Here is a 21,593-nt window from a genome sequence, read left to right on the forward strand (position 1 = left end):
ACCGGCGAGTAGGTAGTTCGTTTCAGTACTTAACCACCCAAACAGGCGTCAGTGCACCTGCGCACATGGAGGGTCCATGAACCGGGTCGTCGTTGGCAGCGTCCTCATCGCCGTCGGGGCATTCCTCATCGTTCTGGCTCCCCTGGTGCGTCTCCAGGTCGCGCCCGCCTTCATGGCCGCCAAGGGCGACCAGTACAGCATCAGCAAGCTGCACGCGACGGGCGCCCAGTACTTCAGCATCCCGGACGGCAAGGTGCTGACCGCCGACCTCGACATCATCGTCACCACCCGCGGCGACGTGAAGGAGGCCAACGACGACCGCGTCGTCTGGGACGAGTTCACCGCCGTCAACGACGTCACCAACAGCAAGCCGGGCATCAACTTCAGCGAGCGGCGCAGCGCCTTCGACAAGCGCTCCGGCGTCGGCCTCAACTGCTGCGGCGCCAGCATCGACAAGGCCCCGGTGCAGCTCCAGGGCCAGATCTACAAGTTCCCGTTCGACGTGGAGAAGAAGACCTACCAGGTGTTCAACGCCAGCGCGGGCAAGGCGTTCGACGCCAGGTTCGTCGGCGAGGAGCAGGTCAACGGGCTGGCCACGTACAAGTTCGAGCAGACCGTCCCCGAGACCAGGACGCAGACGCTGAACGCGCCCGCCGCCTGGTTCGGCATGGGCACCTCGGGCGACGTGCAGCTGAACCGGTTCTACTCCGGCACCGTCACCTACTGGATCGAGCCCACCACCGGCGCGCCCGTCAAGCAGGAGCAGGTGCGCAACGAGGTGCTCAAGAGCCAGGACGGCATCGAGCGCTCCAAGGCGTTCGTGGCCACCGCCAAGATGACCGACGACACGGTCAAGGGCCTGGTCGACAGCGCCGCCGAGGGCAAGAGCCAGATCAACCTGATCAGGACCACGCTGCCGATCGTGCTCGGCGTGGTCGGGGTCGTCCTGCTCCTGGGCGGGCTGCTGCTCGCCCTGCGCGGCCGCCGGTCCGCATGAGCCAGGGCGTGGTCGCCCGGCCCTGGTCGCCCGCGCCCGTGCTGGCCCTGGTCAGGGCGGCCCGGCCGCGCCAGTGGCTGAAGAACCTGCTCGTCCTGGCCGCCCCCATGGCGGCCGGGGTGCTCGGGCAGCCGGGCCGCCTGCTCGCGGCGCTGCTCGTCCTGGCCGCCTTCTGCCTGGCCGCCAGCGGCTCCTACCTGCTGAACGACGCCTCCGACGTGGAGGCCGACCGGCTGCACCCGCGCAAGCGCCGCCGGGCCGTCGCCTCCGGCGCGGTGTCGGTGCGCACGGCCCGGGTGGCGGGCGTCGTCCTGCTGGTCCTCGCGCCCGCGGTCGCCGGGCTCACCGGCGGCTGGCAGTCGCCCGCGGTCGTCGCCGGGTACGTCGCCCTGACCCTGGCCTACACGACCTGGCTCAAGCACCAGGAGGTCGTGGACCTCATCGCGGTCGCCGGCTGCCACGTGATCAGGGCCTACGCCGGAGCCGTCGCCGTCGGGGTGCCGGTGACCGGCTGGTTCCTGGTGGTCGTCTCGCTGGCCGCGCTGCAGCTGGTGGCCGGCAAGCGCGAGGCCGAGCTGCGGGCGCGGGGCGTGTCGGGGACGCGGGCCACGCTGGCCGCCTACCCGGCCGCGTACCTGACGCACGTACGGATCATGGCGTCCGGGGCGATGATCGTCACGTACTGCCTGTGGGCGCTGAACGCGCACGAGAACGTGTTCTACGGGCTCAGCATCGTCCCGTTCCTGCTCCTCGTGCTCCGGCACAACCTGCTGGTCGAGCGGGGCGGCGGCGAGGAGCCCGAGGAACTGGTGATCCGCGACCGGCCCACCCTCGTCTTCGCCGCCGCGCTGGTCGTCCTGGTGGGGCTCGGGATCTACGCGTGAGCACGTTCCTCACCGGCTGGGGCCGCACCTCGCCCACCCCCGCCGTCCTGCGCCGCCCGCGCTCCCTGGACGAGCTGCGCGACCTGGTCGTGGCCGCGCCGGGCCGCGGCGTCGTCGCCCGCGGGCTCGGCCGCTCGTACGGCGACGCCGCCCAGAACGCCGGCGGCCTCGTCCTCGACTGCACCGGCCTGGACGCCTGGAGCTTCGACGAGCGCACCGGCGTGGTGACCGCGGCGGGCGGGGTCAGCCTGCACGAGGTGATGACGGAGCTGGTGCCCCGCGGCTGGTTCGTGCCCGTGAGCCCCGGGACCAGGCACGTCACGGTCGGCGGGGCCGTCGCGGCCGACGTGCACGGCAAGAACCACCACCGCGACTCCTCCTTCGGCGCGCACGTGCGCTCGCTCACCCTGGTGACCGCCGACGGCGCCGCCAGGGTGCTGCGCCCCGGCGATCCGCTCTTCCGGGCGACCGTCGGCGGCATGGGCCTGACCGGGGTGGTGGCCGAGGCGACGTTCGGCTGCGTGCCGGTCGAGTCGTCCCGGATGCGGGTGGACGTCCGGCGCACCGCCGACCTCGACGAGACGCTCGACGTCATGGCCCGCACCGACGACCGCTACCGCTACACGGTGGCCTGGATCGACCTGCTCGCCCGCGGCCGCCGGATGGGCCGCAGCGTCCTGACCAGGGGCGACCACGCGCCGCGCGACGCGGAGAAGGCGCCGCCGGCCTTCGCGCCGCGCGCCCGGCTGCACGCGCCGCCGTGGGCGCCGGACGGGCTGCTCAACGGGCTCAGCGTGCGCGCCTTCAACGAGATCTGGTACCGCAAGGCGCCCGCGAGCGCGACCGTCACGCAGGGCATCGCGCCGTTCTTCCACCCGCTCGACTTCGTCGAGGGCTGGAACCGCATGTACGGCCCGCGCGGCTTCGTGCAGTACCAGTTCGTGGTGCCGTTCGGCGCGGAGGAGACGTTGCGCGGCATCGTCGGGTCGTTGTCGGCGCACGGGACGGTGTCCTTCCTGACCGTGCTCAAGCGGTTCGGACCCGGTTCGGGGGGGTTCCTGTCCTTCCCCGTGCCCGGCTGGACCCTGGCCCTGGACATCCCGGCCGGTCAGCGCGGCCTGAGCGGGCTCCTGCGCGGCTTCGACGAGCGCGTCGCGCAGGCCGCAGGACGGGTGTACCTGGCCAAGGACGCCCGGCTGCGCGCCGACATGATGGCGGCGATGTACCCCGAACTGGAACGATGGCGGAGCATCAGGGACGAGGCCGACCCGGAGGGCCTGTTCCGCTCGGACCTGTCCAGGAGACTACGACTGTGACCACCACTTCTGACGCGAGCCGGGCGGCCGCCGCTCCGGGGCGGGGGGCGTCGTGAGGAACGCGCTCGGGGCCGTGGACAGCGTGCTGCTGCTGGGCGGGCGGAGCGAGATCGGCCTGGAGATCGTCCGGCTGCTGGTCGGGCTGGGCGCGACCAGGGTCGTGCTGGCCGCCAGGGGCGAGCTCACGCCGCCCGCGGACCTCGCCGCCGAGGTGCACGTCCTGCCGTTCGACGCGCTCGACGTGGGGTCGCACGCCGCCGTCCTGGCCAGGGCTGTGGAGCTGGTGGGCGACCTCGACGTGGTGATCTCCGCGTTCGGCGTGCTCGGCAGCCAGGACGACTACGACGCCGACCCGGCCGCCGCCGCCGAGGCCGTCGCGGTCAACTACGGCGGCCACGTCTCGGTGGACCTGCACGCCGCCAGGGTCCTGCGCGAGCAGGGGCACGGCACCCTCGTGGTGCTCTCGTCGGTCGCCGGGGCCCGGGTGCGCAAGGCCAACTTCGTCTACGGCTCGGCCAAGGCCGGGCTCGACGGGTTCGCGCAGGGGCTCGGCGACGCGCTGCACGGGTCGGGCGCGCGCGTGCTGATCGTCCGGCCGGGCTTCGTGATCGGCCGGATGACGAAGGGCCTGCCCCCGGCGCCGCTGTCCTCGACGCCCCGCCAGGTGGCCCTGGCCACCGTGCGCGCGCTGCGCGAGGGCGCGTCGTCCGTGTGGGTGCCGCGGGCGCTCGGCCCGGCGTTCGGCCTGCTGCGCCTGCTGCCGCGGCCGCTCTGGCGGCGGCTGCCGCGCTAGAACGCGTTCCAAGTCGGAAGCCTACCGACGAAAGGTTCTAGAGTAGAACACGTTGCAGTTCGGCTGCGGGGCGGCTTATCGTCGGGCCATGCGGACACGGGTCACGGACATGTTCGGAATCGAGCTCCCGATCTTCGCCTTCAGCCACTGCAGGGACGTGGTCGCCGCGGTCAGCCGCGCGGGCGGCATGGGAGTGCTCGGCGCGCTCTACTTCACCCCGGAAGAGCTCGAAATGGAGCTCAAGTGGATCGACGACCACGTCGACGGCAAACCGTACGGCGTGGACGTGGTCATGCCCGCCTCCTACGAGGGCGCCGACTTCGCCCCCGAGGAGCTGGTCGGCCGGCTGCAGGCGATGATCCCCGAGGGACACCGCGCGTTCGTCGAGACCCTGCTCGGCAGGCACGGCGTGCCGCCCCTGACGTCCGACGCCGACCCCGGCCGGGTGCTGCTCGGCTGGACCGACGCCACCGCGCGTCCCCAGGTCGAGGTCGCGCTCCGCCATCCCATCGCCCTGCTGGCCAACGCCCTCGGGCCGCCCCCGGCCGACGTCGTGGACCTCGCCCACCGGCACGGCGTCAAGGTCGCCGCCCTCGCCTCGACCCCGCGGCACGCGCTCAAGCAGGTCGAGGTCGGCGTGGACGTCGTCGTCGCCCAGGGCACCGAGGCCGGCGGCCACACCGGCGAGATCTCGACCATGGTGCTCATCCCCCAGGTGGTGGACGCCGTGGACGTCCCCGTTCTCGCGGCGGGCGGCATCGGGAACGGCCGGCAGATGGCGGCCGGCATGGCGCTGGGCGCGGAGGGCGTCTGGACCGGCTCACTCTGGCTCACCGTCGAGGAGGCCGACACCCCCGAGATGGCGCGACGCCGCATCCTGGAGGCCACCTCGCGCGACACCGTGCGCTCCCGGAGCTGGACCGGCAAGCCCGCCCGCCTGCTCAGGAACGAGTGGACCGAGGCGTGGGAGTCGCAGGAGTCGCCGGGCACGCTGCCGATGCCGCTGCAGTTCATGCTCGTCTCGGACGCCCTGCGCCGGATCGGCCGCTCGGACGCCTCGGAGCTGGCCACCTTCCCCGCCGGGCAGGTCATCGGCCTGACCAACCAGGTGCGCTCGACGAAGGACGTGGTGTTCGGGCTCGTGGAGGAGTACGCGGAGGCCCTGGAACGCCTCGACCGCATCACCCGGGACTGATCGCCCGGCTGTTGCCGCATCCGGGCGGGACGACCCCGGCGGCGTCCGTGCGCACCTGGTGACGACGGTCCTCGGCGGCCTGCGGGACTGACTCCTTCCCGCAGGCCGCGGCTCCCCACCGGCTTCCCGGGAGCTCTCGGTCAGCTCTCGGTCAGCCGAACATGCCGGGGACGTAGTCGCCCGCGGGCTGCTGGATGATGACGTTCACCCGGTTGAAGGTGTTGATCAGGGCGATCAGGCACACCAGCGCCCCGAGCTGCTCCTCGTCGTAGTGCTTGGCGGCGTTCGCCCAGACCTCGTCCGGGACGCCGCCGGCGCCGTCGGCGATGCGGGTGCCCTGCTCGGCCAGCTCCAGGGCGGCCCGCTCGGCCTCGGTGAACACCTTGGCCTCCCGCCAGGCGGCGACCAGGTTGAGCCGGACCGAGGTCTCGCCGGCGTGCGCGGCGTCCTTGGTGTGCATGTCGGTGCAGAAGCCGCAGCCGTTGATCTGGCTGGCCCGGATTTTCACCAGCTCCTGCGTGGCGTGGGGCAGGCCCGAGTCCATAATGACCTTGTTGGTGCCGATGAGGTGCTTCATGACCTTGGCCGCGACCTGGTTCTCGAAGAGGTTGAGACGGGCTTCCATGACGCGCTCCTTGTCGTCGTCGACTGCTTCCACCTCTCGGACGGGGCAGCCGGACGGGATGTGACAGGAACGGATGTGACGTGCGTCTCTCCTCCCGGCGAGTGGTCAGCGGCCTTCGTAGCGGGCCGGGCGCTTCTCGCGGAAGGCCCGGGTACCCTCCTTGGCGTCCTCCGAGCCGATCACCGGCCAGCCCAGCTCGTCCGACACCTTCAGGGCCTCGGGCTCCGGCATGCCCAGGGTGTCCCGGTACGTCCGCAGAATGGCCTGGACCGCCAGCGGCCCGGAAGCGGCGATGTCCGCCGCCAGCTCCCGGGCCGTCTCCAGCGCCCGTCCGTCCGGCACGACCCGGTTGACCAGCCCCATCGCCAGGGCCTCGGCGGCGGTCACGGAACGGCCGGTGAGCAGCAGGTCCATGGCGTGGCAGTACGGGATCTGGCGGGGCAGCCGGACCGCGCAGCCGCCCATGGGGAAGAGTGCGCGTTTGGCCTCGAACAGCCCCAGGGTGGCCGATTCCGCCACCACCCTGAGGTCGGTCCCGACCAGCAGCTCCGTGCCGCCGGCGACCGCGTACCCCTCGACAGCGCTGATGATCGGCTTTGTCGGCAAGTCCTCCCTCAGAAGCCCTTTCCAGTGAAAATTCGCGATCTGGGCGGCTCTTGCCTGAACCTCGGGATCGGTCGAGGGTTGGCCCATGGCCTTGAGGTCGGCCCCGGCGCAGAACGTGCCCTCCGCCCCGGTCAGGATCGCGACCCGGATCGAGGGCTCGGCCGACGCGTACGCCCACGCCGAGGCCAGCCCGATCAGCATGTCCGAGGAGAGGGCGTTGCGGGCCTCCGGCCGGTTCATCGTGACGGTCAGGACGTGGCCGTCGCGTTCCACCCGGCAGTGCGGGGTGCTGATCGGCAGAAGCTCCATGTACGCCTCCCAAGTCCCAGAAGCTACTGAATCAAGCGCTTGCTACGAACTTTACCCGCGGGATACGCTCCCCACAGCAAACGAGAACAAGTTCCTGTTTTGCTACGCCTGAGCTGAGGAGATCAGATGGGCACGCTCGGTTTCTGGAGGCTGGCGCAGGCGGATCCCGGGTGGATCGCGGCCGTCGACCCCGACGGCACGGAGCACCGCGCGGGTGACCTCCTGGCCCGTTCGAACCGCCTCGTCCACGGGTTACGCGAGCTCGGCCTGGAGCCGGGCGACGGGATCTGCGGCCTGGTCCCGAACGGCGCGGACGGCCTCGTCCTCTATCTGGCCGCGCTCCAGGCCGGCTGGTACTACACGCCGATCAACTGGCACCTCACCGGCCCGGAGATCGGCTACATCGTGTCCGACAGCGAGGCGAAGGCGTTCTTCGTCCACCCTCGCTTCCTCCAGGAGGGCGCCAGGGGAGCCGAGGCGATCGAGCCGCACCGCCGCTTCCTCCTCGGGGACGGCGGCCAGGACGGCTTCCGCCCGGCGAGCGAGCTGACCGCCGGGCAACCGGACACCGCGCCGCCCGGCCGCACGGCCGGCGCCACCATGCACTACACCTCGGGCACCACCGGCCGGCCCAAGGGCGTCAGGCGCACGCTGAGCGGCCTCGACCCCGACGACGGCGCCGAGCTGATGACCTTCCTGCTCGGCCTGTTCGGCATCACGGCCGGGCCGCCCAACGCGCACCTGGTCACCTCGCCCAGCTACCACACCGCCGTCACCCAGTTCGGCGGCAGCGCCCTGCACATGGGACACACCCTCGTCTACATGGACAGATGGGACGCCGAGGAGACGCTCCGGCTGTGCGAGCGTTACCGCGTCACGAACTCCCACATGGTTCCCACGCACTTCAAGCGCCTGCTCGCGCTCCCCGAGGCCACCAGGGCCAAGTACGACCTGTCCTCGCTCAAGTGGATGATCCACGCCGCCGCCCCCTGCCCGGTCCCGGTCAAATGGGCGATGTTCGAGTGGTGGGGCGACTGCATCTACGAGTACTACGCGGCCACCGAGGGCGGCGGCACCCTGGCCACACCCGAGGGCTGGAAGGCGCACCCGGGCACGGTCGGCTCCGCCTGGCCGATCAGCGAGCTGCTGATCGCGGACGACGAGGGCGAACCCGTACCGACCGGCACCCCCGGGACGATCTACATGAAGATGATGGGCGTGCCCTTCGAGTACAAGGGCGACCCCGACAAGACCGCCGCGAACCGGCTCAAGGACTACTTCACGGTCGGCGACATCGGATACCTGGACGAGGACGGCTTCCTCTTCCTCTGCGACCGCAAGGCCGACATGATCATCTCCGGCGGGACGAACATCTACCCGGCCGAGATCGAGAACGAGCTCATGATCCACCCCAAGGTCGCCGACGTGGCCGTGTTCGGCATCCCGGACGACGACTGGGGCGAGCAGATCAAGGCCGTCGTCGAGCCCGCGCCGGGCGTCGCGCCGGGGCCCGAGCTCGCGGCCGAGCTGATCGCCTCGCTGGAGGGCCGCCTGGCCCGGATGAAGTGGCCCAAGAGCGTCGACTTCATCGCCGAGATGCCCCGCGAGCCCAACGGCAAGCTGCTCAAGCGCAAGCTCCGCGCACCGTACTGGGAGGGTCACGACCGTGCCATCTGACGATCCGCTGGTCGCCCAGCACGTCCTGGAGTTCCCCGGCGGCTACACCCGCACGACCGGGCCGGTGATCGGGCGCTTCCTCACCGAGTTGCGCGGCCGCCGCATCGTCGGAGTGCGCACGAAAGAGGGCAAGGTGCTCGTGCCGCCCCTCGAATACGACCCGGCCACCGGCGACCCCGTCACCTCCGAGTACGTCGAGGTCGGCCCGGCCGGCACGGTGACCTCCTGGGCCTGGGTGCCCGAGCCCCTGCAGAACCACCCGCTCGACCGGCCCTTCGCCTGGGCCACGATCCTGCTCGACGGCGCCGACACCGCGCTCGTGCACGCCGTCGCCGCCGACGACCCCAAGGCGCTGTCGAAGGGCACCCGGGTCTGGCCGGTGTGGCGCGACCGGCCCACGGGCCACATCACCGACATCGCCCACTTCGCGCCCGAGGTCACGAAGATCGTGTCCAACGTGCGGGCCGAGTACCGCCTCCAGGCGGGCGGCTCGCTCCGCGTCTTCCTGGAGGGCGTCGAGCGCGGCGTCTTCCTCGGCGGACGCTGCGAGCAGTGCGACCAGGTGTACGTGCCGTACCGGATGTCCTGCCCCCAGTGCGGAGGTCTCATCCCGGAGACGCTCGAACTCCCCGACACCGGGACGATCACCACGTTCGCCATCAACAACCTGCCGGATCCGCGCGCGCCGGAAGTGCCGTTCGTCTCCGCCTACATCCTGCTCGACCACGCCGACATCCCCATGATCGCCCTGATCGGCGGCGTGCCCGCGCACGAGGTGCGCCAGGGCATGCGGGTCAGGGCCGTCTGGGTGCCCGAGGAGGAGCGGAGCAAGTCCATGGCGAACATCCGCTGGTTCGCCCCCACCGGCGAGCCCGACGTGGAGCTGTCATGAGAGAGGTCGCGATCGTCGCGTTCGCGCAGACCGTCCACACCGACCACGACACCGGGCTCACCGAGCCCGAGCTGATCCTGCCCGTGATCAGCGAGGTCAAGGAGCGGACCGGGCTGACCAGGTTCGGCTTCACCTGCTCGGGGAGCTGCGACTACCTGGCCGGGGCGCCGTTCTCGTTCGTCAGCGCCCTGGACGCGCTCGGCGCCTGGCCGCCCATCTCCGAGAGCCACGTCGAGATGGACGGCGCCTGGGCCCTGTACGAGGCGTGGGTCCGCCTCCAGCACGGCGACATCGACTCGGCCCTGGTCTACGGATTCGGCAAGTCGTCGCTCGGCGACCTGCGCACCATCACGACCCTCCAGCTCGACCCCTACTACCTGGAACCCCTCGGCCTCGACCAGCTCTCCCTGGCCGCGCTCCAGGCGAACGCGCTCGACGCGGACCGGAAGCAGCTCGACGAGATCGTCCGCAGGTCAAGGGCGGACGGCAGGAGCAACCCGTACGCGCTCGACCTGCCCGAACCGGACGGCGCGGAAGTCGCGGTCGAACCCCTCAGGAAGACGGACGTGCCGCCCGTCACGGACGGCGCGGCGGCGATCGTGCTGGCCACGGCGGAACTGGCCGGACGGCTCACCAGCCGCCCCGCCTTCGTCAAGGGCATCGCCCACCGCATCGAGCCCCACTACCTGGGCATGCGGGACCTGGCCAGGTCGGCCTCCGCGGCCGACGCCGCACGGGCCGCCGGCGTCGGCAAGGGCCCGGTCGAGGTGGCCGAGCTGCACGCCCAGTTCCCGCACGAGGAGCTCATCCTGCGCGAGGCGCTCGAACTGGGCGGCGACACGCTGATCAACCCGTCCGGCGGCCCGCTCGCCGCCAACCCCGTCATGGCCACGGGGCTCATCCGCATCGGCGAGGCCGCGCGGCGCATCCTCGACGGCGGCGCCGGCCGCACCGTCGGGCACGCCGCCGGCGGCCCCTGCCTGCAGCACAACCTCGTCACGGTCCTGGAGGCGTGAATCATGGGCAACCGCTGCGCGGTGATCGGGGTCGGGCAGACGCACTACACCACCAAGCGCAGGGACGTCTCCATCGCGGGCCTGGTCCGCGAGGCGGCGCTGCGGGCCCTGGAGGACGCCGGGCTGACGTTCAAGGACATCGACGCCGTCGTGGTCGGCAAGGCGCCCGACCTGTTCGAGGGCGTGATGATGCCCGAGGCGTACCTCGCCGACGCGCTCGGCGCGGCGGGCAAGCCGATGATGCGGGTGCACACCGCGGGCAGCGTCGGCGGCTCGACGGCGCTGGTCGGCGCGAGCCTGATCCAGGGCGGCGTGCACGAGCGGGTGCTCGTGGTGGCCTTCGAGAAGCAGTCGGAGTCCAACGCCACCTGGGCGCTGTCCACGCACCTGCCCTTCAGCGCGTCGCTCGTGGTCGGCGCGGGCGGCTACTTCGCGCCGCACATCCGCGAGTACATGCGCAGGTCCGGCGCGCCCGGCCACATCGGCACGCTGGTCGCCGTCAAGGACCGGCTCAACGCCCTGAAGAACCCCTACGCCCACCTCAGGATCCCCGGCATCGACCAGAAGATGGTCGAGTCCACGCCGATGCTCTGGGAGCCGATCCGCTACCTGGAGACCTGCCCGTCCAGCGACGGCGCGTGCGCGATGGTCCTGGCCGCCGAGCACAAGGTCACCGGCACCCCCGCCTGGGTGCACGGCACCGCCATGCGCTCGGAGCCCATCTTCCGGGCCGGCCGCGACACCGTCAGCCCCCAGGGCGGCAAGGACTGCGCCGCCGACGTCTACCGCCAGGCCGGCGTCACCGACCCGCGCCGCGAGATCGACGTCGCCGAGGTGTACGTGCCCTTCTCCTGGTACGAGCCGATGTGGCTGGAGAACCTGGGATTCGCGGCGGAGGGCGAGGGCTGGAAGCTGACCGAGTCCGGCGCCACGGCCCTCGACGGCGACATCCCGTGGAACGCCTCCGGCGGCGTGCTGTCCAGCAACCCCATCGGGGCCTCGGGGCTGATCAGGTTCGCCGAGGCCGCGCTCCAGGTGCGCGGCCAGGCCGGCGAGCACCAGGTGGACGGCGCCCGCACGGCGCTCGGCCACGCCTACGGCGGCGGAGCCCAGTTCTTCGCGATGTGGATCGTCGGACGGGAGAGACCCTGATGGAGTTCAACCACGCGGACCTGTTCGAAGCACTCGCCGACGCGATCGGGGACCGCACCGCCGTCATCTGCGGCGACCGCCGGCGCACCTACGCCGAGCTGGACGCCGAGGCCAACCGGCTCGCCCACTACCTCGCGGGCCTGGGCGTGCGGCCGGGCCAGCACGTCGGGCTGCACCTGTACAACGGCGTGGAGTACCTGGCCGGGCTGCTGGCCGCGCTCAAGATCCGGGCCGTGCCGATCAACGTCAACTACCGGTACGTCGAGGCCGAGCTGCTCTACCTCTACCAGGACGCCGACCTGCGCGCGCTGGTCTACGACGTCGAGTTCGACCCCCGCGTGGCCGCCGTCGCGCACCAGGCGCCGCTGCTGGAGCACCTGATCGCGGTCGGCGGCGAGTCGTCGATCGCCTCGGCGGTGCCGTACCAGGCGGCGCTGGAGCGCGGCAGGCCGGAACGCGGCTTCGCCCCGCGCACCGGCCAGGACGTCTACATCATCTACACCGGCGGCACCACCGGCATGCCCAAGGGCGCGATGTGGCACGTCGAGGACCTGTTCATGGCCTTCGGCGGCGGCAACCCGTACGGCGACCCGCGCACCACCCCGCAGGAGGTCGTCGACGAGGCCGTCAAGGCCACCCCCATGATCATGATGGCCACCTCGCCGCTCATGCACGGCGCCGCGCAGATGGCCACCTTCATCAGCTGGTGGGCGGGCGGGACGATGGTGCTCGTCCCCAAGTTCGACGCCGGCGAGGTGTGGCGGGCGGTCGAGCGCGAGCGCGTGCTCACCATGAGCATCACGGGCGACGCCATGGCCAGGCCGCTGGCCGAGGCGCTGGAGACGGGCACGTACGACCTGTCGTCGCTGTTCGTCGTCAGCTCCACCGGCGCGATCCTGAGCGGCGCGGTCCGCGACCGGCTCCAGGGCCTGCTGCCCGACGTCATGATCGTGGACAGCTTCGGCTCGACGGAGTCCGGCTACACCGCCTCCGCGCTGCCCGGCTCCACGCCCGAGACCGGGCTGCGCTACCAGCCCAACCCGTCGGCCAGGATCAGCGTCCTGGACGAGCGGGGACGTCCCGTTCCGCCGGGTTCGGGGCAGATGGGGACGGTGGCCAGGTCCGGGCGGGTGGCGTTCGGCTACTACAACGACCCGGACAAGTCGGCGCGCACGTTCGTCACCGACCCCGACGGCACCCGCTGGCTGCTCACCGGCGACCTGGCGACCGTGGACGCCGACGGCACCGTGCACGTGTTCGGCCGCGGCTCGCAGTGCATCAACACCGGCGGCGAGAAGGTCTTCCCCGAGGAGGTCGAGGCCGTGCTCAAGGGCCATCCGGCGGTGTTCGACGCGGTGGTGACCGGCGTGCCGGACGACCGGTGGGGGAGCAGGGTGGCGGCCGTGGTCGAGCCGCGTCCCGGCGTCGAGGTGACCGCCGCCGAGCTGGACGCCCACTGCCGGGCGTCGTTGTCGGGGTACAAGGTGCCGCGTTCGTACGCGTTCGTGAAGGAGATGGTCCGCTCGCCCGCCGGCAAGGCCGACTACCGCTGGGCCAGGGAAACCGCCGAGGCCGCCACCACCTGACCTGCTCCTGTGCGGCGTCGTCGCTCGCGGGCTCCGGCCGGTCGGCGGGCTACGTCGTGCGCAGTTCGGCCGCCACCTGGGCCGCCTCCTCGCGCCTGCCGGACTTCTCCAGCAGCCGCAGCCGGCCGCGCAGCACGTCGCGCAGCAGCTCGGTGAGCTCGCCGGTCCCGGCGTTCGGGGCGGTGCCGCCGGCGGTCAGGAGGCCGCGCAGCAGGCCGTGCGCGACGCGGAGCGCGGTGTCGGCCGCGTCGTCCCTGCCCAGCTCCTGCTGGCAGAAGCCGAGCCGGGCATGGGCGACGGCGGCGGCCGGCTCGTCGTCGATGACCTGGGCGCCGCGATGGAAGACCAGGCTCGCCTCCAGCGCCCGGCCCGACTCCATGAGCGCGTCGCCCAGCATGAGCATGGCGCGGGACAGGACGCCGCCGAGCAGGGGGTTCGCGGGGGCGTGGCGTTCCAGCGCGGCGACGGCCTCGCGCAGCGGCCCCACCGCCGCCGCCGGCTGCTCACGCAGCCGGAGCGCGGCGGCCAGCGTCAGCCCGGCGCCCGCCCGGCTGACGTGCAGCGCCTCGGCGTTCATGCCCGTGGTCAGCAGCTCGTCGTAGATCGCGATGGCCTCGCGGGCCCGCTGCTCGGCCTCCGCCGCCGCGCCGGGCCGCAGCAGGGGCAGCAGCTCCGAGCTCTGCGCCAGCGAATCGGCCAGGATCGCCCGGTACGTCAGCTCGCCCGGCGACCGCCTGGCCAGCCGGATCAGCTCCTCGGCCAGCGCGCCCGCCTCCCGCGCCTCGCCCAGCATCATGTGGCACCTGACCAGGCGCTGGGTGGCCAGGGCATGCCTGAGCGTGCGCGGCGGCAGGCCGGTGACGGCGATCCTGGCGTACTCGGCGGCCTCCTCCGGACGCCCGGCGGCCAGCAGGTCGTCGGCGACCGTCCCGGCCACCTCGGCCGCCGCCGCGGGCCGGGCGAGCCGGACGTGCAGGCGCATGGCCTCCACCAAATGCGCCAGCGCCTCCTGCGTCCGGCCGGACGCGCGCAACACCAGCCCGCGCACCTGGAGCGCCTGCGCGCGCACGCCGAGCAGCCCGGCCTCGCCGCCCCGCGCCTCGGCGGCGCGTTCCTGCTCGGCCAGCGACCAGGTCACCGCCTCCAGCGCGGCCTGGGGGCGGTCGAGGGCGGCCAGAGCGGCGCCGAGCTGGGCGTACGTGACGGCGGCGACGGCGGGCTCGTCCAGCTCGTCGCAGAGGTCGGCGGCGCGTTCCGAGTGGGCCAGCGCCTCCACCGGCCGCCCGGCCTCCAACAGCCTGACCGCGTACCTGTTCAGCGTGTCGGCCAGCGCCCTCCCGTCCTCGGACAACAGGTCCACGGCCTGCTCAAGGACGGTCAGGTCGGCGTCGCCGAGCGCGGCCAGCGCCAGGCCCAGGGAATGCCGGTGCCGGACGTCGAACGCGGCCAGCCCCTTGAGGACGCGTACGGCCGGAGCCGCCGTCGCGCCGCCGAGCATGAGGCAGTGGCCGAACCGCTCGTGCAGCAGCGGGTTCTCGCTGACCGGGGCCTCGCGCTCCAACGCCTCGGCGAACGCCGTCAGCAGCGGCAGCAGCCTGGCCGCCGTCCTCGGGGTGGCCGCGCGCAGGTGGGCGGACAGCTCGTCCACGGCCGTGGTGAGCACGTCGGGGGGCGGCATCGGGCGTACCCGGAGGATCTGGGCGTACAGGTCGGTTCCGGCGGACGGGCCGTGGCCGGTCACGCGGAGCCGGGCCAGCCGGGCCAGCGCCCGCACGTGCACGCCGGCCAGGTCCCGGGTGAGCGGGCCCTCCTCGGCCATCAGAGCGACGCCCTTGGCCAGCTCGGCGGCGGCGAGGTCGCGTTCGTCCAGGTCGGCGTGGCACAGGCCGCTGAGCTCCAGGCAGGTGGCGGTGAGCAGACGGGTGCGCTCGGGCGGCTCGGGCACGAGGATGTCCAGCGCGCGGGTGACCGATTGGAGCGCTCCTGCCACGTTCCCGGCGGCCAGCCGGAGGCCCGCGTGCAGCCGCAGCGCCCCCGCGAGCACGACCGGGGACTCCAGCCGCTCGGCCACCAGCCCCTCGCACACCGCGACCAGCCGCTCCGCCTCGCCGTCGGCGGCCTCCAGGCGGCCCGTGGCCTCCAGCGCCACGACCTCCAGGACGAGCAACTTGGCCAGCTCCTGCTGCACCACGAAGCTGACCTCGGCCTGCGGCCCGCACGCCTCAACAGCACCCCGCAAATACGGCACCGCCTCCGAATACCGCCCCAACCCCACAAGCGCCCGCCCAACCGCCCCCACAACGGCCCCACCCACCACCGCCCCACCCACCACCGCCCCGCGGCCCCCAGCCCGCTCGGCACCCCCGCCGCTCACGCCCGTGCCGCTCACGCCCGAGCCGCCCAGGCCCGCGTTGTCCAGGTCCGTGCCGCTCATGCCCCCGCTGCCCGCGCCCGCGCCACCTGCGCCGTTCGCGCCATTCCCGTCGTCGGGGTCGTCAGGTGTCGCGTGGCGTCGTAGCAGGTCGGCGGCTTGGGTTGCGAGGTGGAGGCCGTCGCGGGGGCGTCCGGTCTCGGCCCAGGCGCGGGCCAGTGCTGCCTGGGCGGCGGCGTACGCTCGCACCCGCGCGATCTGCGGCCCGTCCGGGGTCTGCGGCCTGTCCGCGGTTTGCGGTCCGTTGGGGACGTGCGGTCCTTCCCCTGCTCCAGGCCCTCCCACGACCTGTGGACCTTCCAGGACCGCAGGGTCGTCGGCGGACGCAGGGCTGTCCGCGGGCTCCAGGGCGGCGCGGCGTTCGATGAGGGTTCGTTCGGCTCTGGCCACATCGGGTGGCGGGGTGATCAGGTTGGTCATCCAGGGCTGTTCGGGTTCTCCGGCCGTGGCGGCGGTGGGATCGGTCGTCGACTCCTGCCAGGCTCGGATCTCCTCCCGGTGTCGCCGGTAGGACGCGTCTTCGGTGCTCAGGGCGTCGTACAGAGCGGCCGCGGCCTCCGCATGGGCTCGGGCGTCGGCGGGGCGGTCGAGTTCGGCCAGGCAGAGGGCGAGCAGGTGTCCGGAGCGGGCCCTGACGGCCGTGTGCGGTTCGTCCAGTTCGGCGGCGAGGATCGCGGCGTCCTGGAGCGGGTCGAGCGCGTCGCGGGGGCGCGCGTCGGTCAGCAGCAGTTCGCCCAGGTCGAGGAGCTGGACGGTCAGGGCCGGGCGGTGCTCGTCGGGTTCGAGCGCGACCAGCGAGCGCAGGTTCCGCACCGCCTCGGCGGCGAACCGCTCGGCCGGGTCCAGGTCGTCCAGCGCGCGGTGCAGCCCGGCCAGCAGGCCCGCGGCCTCGGCCAGCATCAGCCGCAGGCCCGGCTCCTCGTCCGCCAGGCCGCGCAGCCGTACGACGGCCTCTGCGGCGGGAGCGACGGCCTCGGCCGCCCTGCCATGTGCTCCGAGCCATCCGGCCAGCAGGCACAACCGCTGAGCCAGATCCCTGTCGGTCGGCGCCGCGCCCGCCACGGCGGCGGTCGCCGCGACGGCAAGACAGGCGGCCAACTCGGGCAACGCCCCCGGCTCGGGGCCGGAAAAGGCAAATGGCGGGACAGGCGCGGGGGGCTGGGGCGGGGGAGCGAGGGTGGGGCTTGTGGGGGAGGCGTGCGCTGTGAGGACGTCGGTCAGGGCCGTGGCGACCTCGCCGGCACCGCCCGCCGCCGCGAACGCCTCCACCGCCTCGGCCGTCCGCCCCGAGTCCAGCAGCGCGCACGCCAGGTTGTGGTACGCCTGCCCGGCCCGTCCCGCGTACCGGGGGTCGTCCTCGGACAGGATGCGGAACCGGGTCGCCGCCTCCTGGGCGGGCCGGAGCGCGCTGCCGGACTCGCCCGCGAGCAGCAGGCACGCCCCCAGGACGAACAGCGCCTCCGCCTGCCCGGCCGCCTCCTCGTACGGGGGAGCGGCCGCGAAGATCTCCACGGCCTCGGCGGCGGCCACCACCGCCTCACCCACCCGGCCCACGGCCGACAACCGGGACGACAGCCGGGCCAGCGCCGCCGCCAGCGCGGTCCGCCTGCCACCTGCACGGAAGTGCCGTACGGCCAGCTCGGCCAGCGTCACCTCAAGGGCCCGCAACCCGAGCGGCGGCCCAGCAAGGGAAGGGCCCCACGCATCCGCCTGCGCGTCCACCGGCGCGCCGAAGGGCAGCGCGGCCACCGCCGCGGTCGTCGCCCGGTCGGCCGGCAGTTGCGTGAGCGCGGCGTTGAGCAGGTCGCCGAGCCGGGTGGCGGGGTTCGCCGCCGCCTCCGCGACCAGCGCCCCTATCCTGGACGTCACCAGCGAACGCAGCGCCCGCCCCACCTCCGCCCGATCCGCCCCCAGGCGGAGCACGTCGAGCAGGCGTGCCAGGTGCCCGGTCGTCCGCCGCTCGTGGTCGTGCACGGCCAGGACCAGCGCGTCCAGGCCCTCGGTCTCGGCGAGCGCCTGCTCGGCCACCAGGTCCGGCCCGAGCGGGCACAGCCGGTCCACGCCGGGGAAGACGCGTCCCAGCCAGTCGGCGACGACCGCCGCGGCCTGCGGGTCGTCGTGCAGGGCGGGCACGGCCGACAGCAGGCCGGGCAGCTCGGCGGGGGTGGGGGCGGTGAGCGTGAGCAGGGCGACGGACTGCCGGGCGGTGGTCTCGTCCACCTGGGCGCGGCCGGCGGGCCAGACGGTGGCCCACTGGTCGCGTTCGCGGTCGAGGAAGCGGCTGAGCAGCTCCTCGCCGACGGTCACCACCGCGCGCGCCCGGGTTACGCTCCGGCCGCCGGGACGGAAGGCGTTCCAGGACGTCCCGGGGCGGGGCTCGGGCGCCGTCCGGTAGGGCGGGGCGCCGATCCCGCCGCCGGGCAGGGCGTCCGGGACGGTGGGCGCGGGCAGCACCTCCGTCTCGCCGCCGCGCAGCCGCAGCAGGGCGGCCAGGTGGACGCGGAGCGGCAGGCCGTACTCGGGGTCGTCCAGGCGCGGGGGCGTGGGGAGCGCGGCCCGGCTCGGCGCGAACGCCTTCATCGCCGTGAACGCGTGCTCGGTGCGCTCGTTCAGGGTGAGCGGGTCCTGGTTGAGCTGCACGGTCGTGGTGTTGAGCCGGCGCAGCCAGCCGCCCGCCGCCGTGTCCAGCCGCCGCCACCACTCCGCCTCGCCGGGCTCGCGGGCCAGCAGCAACACCCGTACGCGGGGGTTGTGCCCGTGCTTGGCCAGCCGCCGTACCAGCTCGCCCACCAGCGGAGCGGACGGCTCCGGCGACTCCACGACCACCAGCGAGGGCCGCACCGCCTCCAGCGACAGCGCCGCGCGCCCGGACAGGGCGGCGAGCGCGGCGTCCAGGGTCAGGAAACCGGCGTCCCAGCCGGCTTCCCGCAGTTCCTCGCACAGCTCCCCGGCCAGCCGGGTACGGCCCGTGCCGCTGCGCCCGGTCACCACCGCGACCGACAGCGCGGCCGGCTCCCCGGCCCAGGCCCGCAGGGCGGCGAGCTGCCCGTCCCGCCCGGAGTACGGCACCACGGCGTGCCGCGGCAGCAGCAGCCGCCAGTCCGGGCAGTCGGACGGCAACGGCTCCCGCGCCGGCAGCAGCAGCCCGGACAGGACCACCCGCCCGTCACCGGCGGAGACGCGCTCCAGGGAGCCCGGCGCAGCGCCGGTCAGCTCGCGGAACCGGTCGTCGCCCAGCAGCACGCCCACGGGCACCGCGTCGAGCCGCCCACGGGCGTGCCCGGCGGCCGAGGCCGTGACGACGGCGGCGACCTGCCCGGCGGGCTCGGCCAGCAGCGCGGCCCCGGTCAGGCCCGCCCACACCTCCATGGGGGGCGGCGGGCCGGGCACGTCCATGCTGAGCGTCCGCGACGCCGGGCCCGTGGGGGCGGCGGCGGTTCCGGACAGCACCCGGACGTCCCTGAACCCCGACCGCCGCCGGGCCCGCGGGAACCCCATGGCCAGGCACGGCACCCGTTCCCCGGACAAGGCGGCCCACCGGAGGTGCCCGATGCCGGGCACGTCGGCCCAGGGCGGTCCGGGCACCCGCAGCAGCACCGCGCCGTGCCCGCGCCAGACCTGCTCGGCCGCCGCCCACCGGGACGACCACGGCGGGCGCACCTGGCAGGGCGCCCCGGGGTCCACCACGAGGGACGCGGTCAGCACGAGATCCGTGCCGATCACATGGCCGGTCCCGGTCACGCCGACCACGTCGTCGTGACCCGAGTAGACCTCGACGACTCGTTCGAGGCCGAGGCGGTGCGGTGGCGCGTCCATGGGTCCGCCTAGCTGCTACGTCCCGGCTTTTCGTCCCCCGATCGATCTCACTATCGCATTAAGAGCGGGAAATTTCGCGGCTTGTCATGCCTTCTCGGTTGTGAGCCACGCGGCCAGCCCGAGGTAGACCAGGCCGCTGCCCACGTCGAGCCGCCGCCGCGCCCGTACGGACCCGCGCAGCCGTCCGGCCACCGCCGACGACAGCAGCGCGTACGCGCCGTCGCTGACCATCCCGAGCACCAGCCACAAACCGCCGAGCAGGAGGATCTGCGGCCCCACCGGCCCCGCCGACGGGTCGGTGAACGGCGGCAGGAACGCCAGGAAGAACACGGCCGTCTTCGGGTTGAGCACGTTGACCACGAACCCCTCCCAGAACAGCCGCCGCCTGGACTGCACCTTCAGCTCGACGACCTCCTCGGACTCCCCGCCGCGCTTCATCAGCTTGCGCAGGCCGAGCCAGAGCAGGTACGCCACGCTCACGTACTTGACGATCGTGAAGGCGGTCGCCGAGGCCGCGATCAGCGCGCTGATGCCGACGGCAGCCGCGCCGACGTGGACCAGGGAGCCGGCGTGCACGCCCAGCACCGAGACGAACCCGGCGGAGCGGCCCTGGGAGACGCTGCGGGTGACGATGTAGAGCACCGCGGGGCCGGGGACGAGGAGCAGTCCCAGCGTGACCCCGCAGAACAGCGCGATATGCGTGATGTCCGGCATGTGCTCATGGTAAAGACACCGTCAACGGCTTTCCTCAAGCCCGTCACATGGACGCCGTCAACGGCCTTCGGCGGCGGGCGGCAGGCTCGCGCCGAGCGCTTCGAGCAGGGCGCCGGTGGCCGGCGGGTGCGGCGGCTCGCCGTAGACGGCGGCGTAGACGTGCCTGGTGGAGCCGGGCACCTGGGTCGCCGCGACCTCGGGGTTGCGGTGGGCGCTGAGCGCCAGGCCGGGCAGCACGGTCAGGCCCATGCCGGCCGCCACGAGCGCCTGCACGGCCACGATGTCGTCGCTGGTGAAGGAGATGCGCGGCTCGAACCCGGCCTTGGCGCAGATGTCGAGCAGGTGGCTGCGGCAGCGGTCGCAGCCGGCGATCCAGGGGGAGCCGGCGTGGTCGGCCAGCTCGCCGCCGGGTTCGGGGGAGACCAGGTAGCTGGGGTCGTCGAGGAGGTGGATCAGGTGCAGGCCGGCGTCCTCGGGGGCGGTGTCGTCGTACCGGAACATGACGGCGACGTCGACGCGGCCGGCGCGCAGCAGCCTGAGGGCCTCGGGCGGCTCGGTCTCGGTGAGCTCCAGCCGCAGCCCGGGATGGGCGGCCGACAGGCGGCGGACGGCGGACGGGATGAACGTGCCGAGCGCCGACGGGAAGGCGGCCAGCCGGACGCGGCCCTCCCGCAGGCCCACGTGGGCGGCCAGCTCCTCGGCGGTGGCGTCGATCCGGCCGATGATGTCGGCGGCGCGGTCGGCCAGCAGCCGGCCCGCCTCGGTCAGCCGGATGCCGCGCCCCACCCGCTGGACGAGCTTGGCGCCGGTCTCGGCCTCCAGCCGGGCCAGGTGGTGGCTGATGGACGGCTGGGAATAGTGCAGCTCCTTGGCGGCCGCGGTGAGCGACCCCTTGCGGGCCACCGCGACGAGGACGCGGAGCCGGGCGACGTCGAGCATTCATCAATCGTATCTATCAATAGGCCAGAAGACTTCTGTTGGACCTATCGATCGCCATGGGCCACCGTAGAGAGGGAGGACAAATTGCCACATTCCCCCTAGGAGGACGCCGTGAACATGGTCGCGACCACCACCAGGCCAGGGCTCGACGTTCTGGTGTCCGGCATCTCCGAGATCGTGGCGAGGAAGCTCGGCGGCCGCGAGACCGCCTTCGCCGTCGCCGACCTGCTGCGCGACCGGCTGCCCGGCATGGACATCCTCACGCCCGAGGAACGCCTCGGCACGCCCGACCGCTATGCCTCCCACCTGCTGCACGCCCAGGACGAGTTCTCGATCGTGGCCGTGGTGTGGCGTCCCGGCCAGTACACGGTGATCCACGACCACGTGTCGTGGTGCACGTTCGGCATCCTCAGCGGCATCGAGCACGAGACGCTCTACCGCGACATGGGCGACCACCTGCTGGAGATCGGGCGCGCCGACAACCGGCCGGGCGAGGTCAGCGGCTTCGCCCCGCCCGGCGACATCCACATGGTGCTCAACACCAGCGACGAGGTCGGGGTGTCGCTGCACGTGTACGGCGCCGACGTCGGCAAGCTGGGCAGCAGCGTGCGCCGCGTCTACGAGCTGCCGGTGCGCTGAGCCCGC

General features: G+C 73.3%; 16 protein-coding genes. 11 read left to right on the forward strand and 5 right to left on the reverse strand.

Features of this window, described 5'->3' with window-relative positions; all coding sequences use genetic code 11:
* The first annotated feature begins 76 nt into the window (after nt 1-76).
* The 5 genes from pgfA (at nt 77) to ABT158_RS00635 (ending at nt 5,185) form a co-directional block, all read left to right on the forward strand.
* On the forward strand, nt 77-997 hold the full coding sequence (gene pgfA, locus ABT158_RS00615; RefSeq protein ID WP_352349383.1) for a cell envelope lipid trafficking protein PgfA: 921 nt from the start codon (nt 77-79) through the stop codon (nt 995-997).
* Nucleotides 994-1,881 carry a decaprenyl-phosphate phosphoribosyltransferase gene (locus tag ABT158_RS00620; protein ID WP_352349385.1) on the forward strand — a complete coding sequence of 296 codons (888 nt, stop codon included), beginning with the start codon at nt 994-996 and terminating at the stop codon, nt 1,879-1,881. Before pgfA ends, ABT158_RS00620 begins: the two co-directional genes overlap by 4 nt.
* Complete coding sequence (gene dprE1, locus ABT158_RS00625) at nt 1,878-3,197, forward strand: FAD-binding oxidoreductase (RefSeq protein WP_352349387.1); 1,320 nt, start codon at nt 1,878-1,880, stop codon at nt 3,195-3,197. The genes ABT158_RS00620 and dprE1 overlap by 4 nt, the downstream gene beginning before the upstream one ends.
* A 52-nt stretch (nt 3,198-3,249) precedes the next feature.
* Nucleotides 3,250-3,990 (forward strand): decaprenylphospho-beta-D-erythro-pentofuranosid-2-ulose 2-reductase, encoded by a 741-nt coding sequence (gene dprE2 / locus ABT158_RS00630; protein ID WP_352349389.1) that lies wholly within the window; start codon nt 3,250-3,252, stop codon nt 3,988-3,990.
* A gap of 88 nt (nt 3,991-4,078) precedes the next feature.
* The gene (locus tag ABT158_RS00635) at nt 4,079-5,185 is read left to right on the forward strand and encodes an NAD(P)H-dependent flavin oxidoreductase (protein WP_352349391.1); all 1,107 of its coding nucleotides are present in this window, start codon (nt 4,079-4,081) and stop codon (nt 5,183-5,185) included.
* A gap of 151 nt (nt 5,186-5,336) precedes the next feature.
* Here ABT158_RS00635 and ABT158_RS00640 read toward each other — a convergent pair whose 3' ends face one another.
* Both ABT158_RS00640 and ABT158_RS00645 read right to left on the reverse strand, forming a co-directional pair.
* The gene (locus tag ABT158_RS00640) at nt 5,337-5,810 is read right to left on the reverse strand and encodes a carboxymuconolactone decarboxylase family protein (RefSeq protein ID WP_352349393.1); all 474 of its coding nucleotides are present in this window, start codon (nt 5,808-5,810) and stop codon (nt 5,337-5,339) included.
* Between the two features lie 105 nt (nt 5,811-5,915).
* Nucleotides 5,916-6,725: a crotonase/enoyl-CoA hydratase family protein gene (locus ABT158_RS00645; RefSeq protein ID WP_352349395.1), complete on the reverse strand. Its 810-nt coding sequence runs from the start codon at nt 6,723-6,725 to the stop codon at nt 5,916-5,918.
* Nucleotides 6,726-6,851: 126 nt separating this feature from the next.
* Between ABT158_RS00645 and ABT158_RS00650 the strand changes: the two genes are divergently transcribed.
* From ABT158_RS00650 to ABT158_RS00670, 5 genes are read left to right on the forward strand one after another with little or no spacing between them, the layout of a single operon-like run.
* Entirely contained in the window at nt 6,852-8,402 is a 1,551-nt protein-coding gene (locus ABT158_RS00650; protein ID WP_352349397.1) for an acyl-CoA synthetase, read from the forward strand.
* Entirely contained in the window at nt 8,392-9,294 is a 903-nt protein-coding gene (locus ABT158_RS00655) for a Zn-ribbon domain-containing OB-fold protein (protein ID WP_352349399.1), read from the forward strand. The genes ABT158_RS00650 and ABT158_RS00655 overlap by 11 nt, the downstream gene beginning before the upstream one ends.
* The gene (locus ABT158_RS00660) at nt 9,291-10,310 is read left to right on the forward strand and encodes a thiolase family protein (RefSeq protein WP_352349401.1); all 1,020 of its coding nucleotides are present in this window, start codon (nt 9,291-9,293) and stop codon (nt 10,308-10,310) included. The genes ABT158_RS00655 and ABT158_RS00660 overlap by 4 nt, the downstream gene beginning before the upstream one ends.
* 3 nt (nt 10,311-10,313) lie before the next feature.
* Entirely contained in the window at nt 10,314-11,462 is a 1,149-nt protein-coding gene (locus ABT158_RS00665; protein WP_352323091.1) for a thiolase family protein, read from the forward strand.
* Complete coding sequence (locus ABT158_RS00670; protein ID WP_352349403.1) at nt 11,462-13,048, forward strand: acyl-CoA synthetase; 1,587 nt, start codon at nt 11,462-11,464, stop codon at nt 13,046-13,048. Before ABT158_RS00665 ends, ABT158_RS00670 begins: the two co-directional genes overlap by 1 nt.
* A 49-nt stretch (nt 13,049-13,097) precedes the next feature.
* Here ABT158_RS00670 and ABT158_RS00675 read toward each other — a convergent pair whose 3' ends face one another.
* The 3 genes from ABT158_RS00675 to ABT158_RS00685 form a co-directional block, all read right to left on the reverse strand.
* Nucleotides 13,098-19,295 carry a tetratricopeptide repeat protein gene (locus ABT158_RS00675; RefSeq protein ID WP_352349405.1) on the reverse strand — a complete coding sequence of 2,066 codons (6,198 nt, stop codon included), beginning with the start codon at nt 19,293-19,295 and terminating at the stop codon, nt 13,098-13,100.
* Nucleotides 19,296-19,379: 84 nt separating this feature from the next.
* Complete coding sequence (locus ABT158_RS00680) at nt 19,380-20,009, reverse strand: LysE family translocator (RefSeq protein WP_352349407.1); 630 nt, start codon at nt 20,007-20,009, stop codon at nt 19,380-19,382.
* A gap of 57 nt (nt 20,010-20,066) precedes the next feature.
* The gene (locus ABT158_RS00685; protein WP_352349409.1) at nt 20,067-20,948 is read right to left on the reverse strand and encodes a LysR family transcriptional regulator; all 882 of its coding nucleotides are present in this window, start codon (nt 20,946-20,948) and stop codon (nt 20,067-20,069) included.
* Nucleotides 20,949-21,065: 117 nt separating this feature from the next.
* Between ABT158_RS00685 and ABT158_RS00690 the strand changes: the two genes are divergently transcribed.
* Entirely contained in the window at nt 21,066-21,587 is a 522-nt protein-coding gene (locus ABT158_RS00690; protein ID WP_352350465.1) for a cysteine dioxygenase family protein, read from the forward strand.
* The last annotated feature ends 6 nt before the right edge of the window (nt 21,588-21,593 follow it).

The organism is Nonomuraea sp. NPDC001636, from assembly GCF_040298265.1.
In the GTDB taxonomy this organism is placed as follows: domain Bacteria; phylum Actinomycetota; class Actinomycetes; order Streptosporangiales; family Streptosporangiaceae; genus Nonomuraea.

Coding starts and splice junctions, on each gene's coding strand:
- ABT158_RS00635 (WP_352349391.1), top strand. CDS start 4,079: ATGCGGACACGGGTCACGGACATGTTCGGAATCGAGCTCCCGATCTTC.
- ABT158_RS00690 (WP_352350465.1), top strand. CDS start 21,066: ATGGTCGCGACCACCACCAGGCCAGGGCTCGACGTTCTGGTGTCCGGC.
- pgfA (WP_352349383.1), top strand. CDS start 77: ATGAACCGGGTCGTCGTTGGCAGCGTCCTCATCGCCGTCGGGGCATTC.
- ABT158_RS00685 (WP_352349409.1), bottom strand. CDS start 20,948: ATGCTCGACGTCGCCCGGCTCCGCGTCCTCGTCGCGGTGGCCCGCAAG.
- ABT158_RS00640 (WP_352349393.1), bottom strand. CDS start 5,810: ATGGAAGCCCGTCTCAACCTCTTCGAGAACCAGGTCGCGGCCAAGGTC.
- ABT158_RS00645 (WP_352349395.1), bottom strand. CDS start 6,725: ATGGAGCTTCTGCCGATCAGCACCCCGCACTGCCGGGTGGAACGCGAC.
- ABT158_RS00670 (WP_352349403.1), top strand. CDS start 11,462: ATGGAGTTCAACCACGCGGACCTGTTCGAAGCACTCGCCGACGCGATC.
- ABT158_RS00650 (WP_352349397.1), top strand. CDS start 6,852: ATGGGCACGCTCGGTTTCTGGAGGCTGGCGCAGGCGGATCCCGGGTGG.
- ABT158_RS00680 (WP_352349407.1), bottom strand. CDS start 20,009: ATGCCGGACATCACGCATATCGCGCTGTTCTGCGGGGTCACGCTGGGA.
- ABT158_RS00675 (WP_352349405.1), bottom strand. CDS start 19,295: ATGGACGCGCCACCGCACCGCCTCGGCCTCGAACGAGTCGTCGAGGTC.
- ABT158_RS00660 (WP_352349401.1), top strand. CDS start 9,291: ATGAGAGAGGTCGCGATCGTCGCGTTCGCGCAGACCGTCCACACCGAC.
- ABT158_RS00665 (WP_352323091.1), top strand. CDS start 10,314: ATGGGCAACCGCTGCGCGGTGATCGGGGTCGGGCAGACGCACTACACC.
- ABT158_RS00620 (WP_352349385.1), top strand. CDS start 994: ATGAGCCAGGGCGTGGTCGCCCGGCCCTGGTCGCCCGCGCCCGTGCTG.